This is a genomic window from Oribacterium sp. (assembly GCF_057249185.1).
The window spans coordinates 1-2,303 of record NZ_DBHIGR010000240.1; the positions used below are offsets into that span (position 1 = coordinate 1).

General features: G+C 40.4%; 3 protein-coding genes and 1 pseudogene. 3 read left to right on the forward strand and 1 reads right to left on the reverse strand.

The window, feature by feature from the left end; translation table 11 throughout:
- From ACO4PX_RS09930 to ACO4PX_RS09940, 3 genes and pseudogenes are all read left to right on the forward strand, one after another.
- Positions 1-229 (forward strand): annotated as a pseudogene (locus ACO4PX_RS09930) (hypothetical protein); the annotation flags it as partial.
- 79 nt (positions 230-308) lie between these two features.
- Positions 309-539 carry a hypothetical protein gene (locus ACO4PX_RS09935; RefSeq protein ID WP_485572541.1) on the forward strand — a complete coding sequence of 77 codons (231 nt, stop codon included), beginning with the start codon at positions 309-311 and terminating at the stop codon, positions 537-539.
- 71 nt (positions 540-610) lie between these two features.
- Complete coding sequence (locus ACO4PX_RS09940; protein ID WP_485572542.1) at positions 611-1,084, forward strand: hypothetical protein; 474 nt, start codon at positions 611-613, stop codon at positions 1,082-1,084.
- A 155-nt stretch (positions 1,085-1,239) separates the two neighbouring features.
- Here the strand turns inward: ACO4PX_RS09940 and ACO4PX_RS09945 are convergent, their stop codons facing one another.
- Positions 1,240-2,190 carry a 3-hydroxyacyl-CoA dehydrogenase gene (locus ACO4PX_RS09945; RefSeq protein ID WP_485572544.1) on the reverse strand — a complete coding sequence of 317 codons (951 nt, stop codon included), beginning with the start codon at positions 2,188-2,190 and terminating at the stop codon, positions 1,240-1,242.
- Positions 2,191-2,303: the final 113 nt, after the last annotated feature.

The window sequence follows — 2,303 nt, forward strand, 5'->3', positions numbered from 1 at the left end:
AAATGAAATCGATGTTTTGTCTCTTCAGGGCTATATCCCCAGTTTTATTTCCTGTAAGAGCGGAAAGCTTTCTCCCCAGCAGTGCCTGCATGCCTTGTATGAGCTGGATACGGTAGCGAATCGCTTTGGCGGAAAATATGCCAAGAAGCGACTGGTGGTGACATCGGAGATTAACGAAGTCTATCAGGAGCGTGCCTTGGAAATGGGAATAGAGCTGAAAGTGGAATAAGAAACCTTTGCCGTTACTTGTGCGTAAAAAAGGATTGGTTTTCAAAATATCTGTATTGTACGAAAAAAGGTAGCTGCTTATGGAATGGGATGATTTTTATGAAAGGGCTGAAAACTGGAGCAAATCTACTTTAAGTCAGAGAATTTCTTCATTGAAAACGATTGGAGAAGCTTGGGAGATTTCTGATATTGCCGAACTCATCAAGGATCAGGAATTAAATGCGAAACTGATTAAAAAAGCCATGTCCTTAGGAGTCAAATTTCCCTTTATCGAAAGATTTCCCTCAATGCAGAGGAACTTCTTGAATTAGAGGGCGTGTCATCCAAGTCGGTTATAGATCGGGCTGCATTGGCTTCGAAACTGCAATTTTCAGGAGAGGATATGGGGGATCTGGAGGATGTACTGAGCCCTCGAGTACACCGAGAACTTTGTGAAAAAAACGGTTTCTATGAAGTGGACGGAGAGTATAAGAAGATAAAGTCCGGAAAAGGAAAAAATACTTTTAAAAAGGCATGGACGAAAAAATCAGTCCATGAGCGCAATACCTTGTCTTCTAATGATAGTACGGAAGGATCCGGCATCTCCCTTTTGCCTGTACTTTTTGGGATTGTGGCATTTCCTGTTGTTTTGCTTTTTAAGATATTAGGACTGAATAGTCTTCTGAAACTCTTTCGGCTATCGAGGCTTTTTGCCGGAAAAAAGCCGGAGAAATTTTATATTGTAGACCCGGTCTTAGTACGATATAGAAATACAGAAGGCCGGATTATCGATATAAACGGAAGTCACTACATGGTGTCCATGTATGACGGAGGTAAGGTGGATTCCTATCAGGCTTATGAACTTGAGAGAATATAATAAAGAAAAAATAGCTTCGTTTTTGGGAAAAAATATCCCAAAGCGGAGCTATTTTCTATATTTTTTAGAGAAAAGAATTTGAAAAATAAGCTTTAAAAAAGTTTGAAAAACAAGCTTTGAATCAAAATTTTGCAAAACAAACTTCAAACTAAAAGCTATTTATACTTATAAAATCCTTCCCCTGCATTCACACCGATTTTACCTTCTGATACATACTTTTCTAAAATAGCCTTAATCTTACCGGGAATGCTGCTTGGATCCTGAGACTGGGGATTATTGGATACAATATTTAAAGCGGTATTTAAGCCTACGATATCCAGAATCTGGAAAGGACCAAGGGGAGAACCGGTGCCCATTCTCCAAGTCAGGTCAATGGTGGCAGGGTCTGCCACTTCCTTGGCCAAAAGCATTTCTCCTGCGCTTAGGAAGGGAATCAGCATGGAGTTAAGGATGTAACCGGGCTGTTCCTTATGTAAACGAAGGGGAATCATTTTAATTTCTGAAGCGAAGTTTGCTACCGCCTCATAAGCCTCCTTGGAGGTGCCGTCATGTCCCATGATTTCTGCGGTATTACTTTTCCAGATATTGTTGGCAAAATGGATAGCCAGATAGTTTTCCGGTCTGGAGAGGCAGTCTCTAAACTGGCTGGGCAACATGCTGGAAGAATTTGTGGCAACAATGGTATTTTCCGAAAGGAAAGGATCGATAGCTTTATAGAATTCCCTCTTTGCCTCGGGATTTTCCGCCATGCTTTCGATAATGAAATCTGCATCTTTGCAGGCAACGGCAAAATCGGTGGTAAGCTGGATTTCTTTGTGGGCTTTTTCCACATTTTCCAAAAGCTTGTCAATATCCGCCTCTGTCACGGAGGAAGAATCAGGAATCAAACCTCTGGAGAAGATCAGTCCCTTTCCCAGGTTCTTTTTTGCCTCTGTCAGCTCGTTCTTATAAATCGTGTAAAGTCTTTCCAGCTTCGGCTTGGTTCTCTGGATAGAGTCCTCACTTCTTAGCCAAATCTTTACGGAAAATCCGGAAAATGCAGTCTGAAAAGCAATTTGGGATCCTAAAACTCCACCACCTGCAACAGTAATATTTTTAAAACTCATAATGACCTCCATTTCAATGTTAAAAGATGTTTGAAATTAAATTGTATAAAATTCATTATAGCAGGAAGTATGAGAAAGGGAAGAAGATAGGAAGAGAGTTTATAGTTATTTTA

Coding starts and splice junctions, on each gene's coding strand:
- ACO4PX_RS09935 (WP_485572541.1), top strand. CDS start 309: ATGGAATGGGATGATTTTTATGAAAGGGCTGAAAACTGGAGCAAATCT.
- ACO4PX_RS09940 (WP_485572542.1), top strand. CDS start 611: ATGGGGGATCTGGAGGATGTACTGAGCCCTCGAGTACACCGAGAACTT.
- ACO4PX_RS09945 (WP_485572544.1), bottom strand. CDS start 2,190: ATGAGTTTTAAAAATATTACTGTTGCAGGTGGTGGAGTTTTAGGATCC.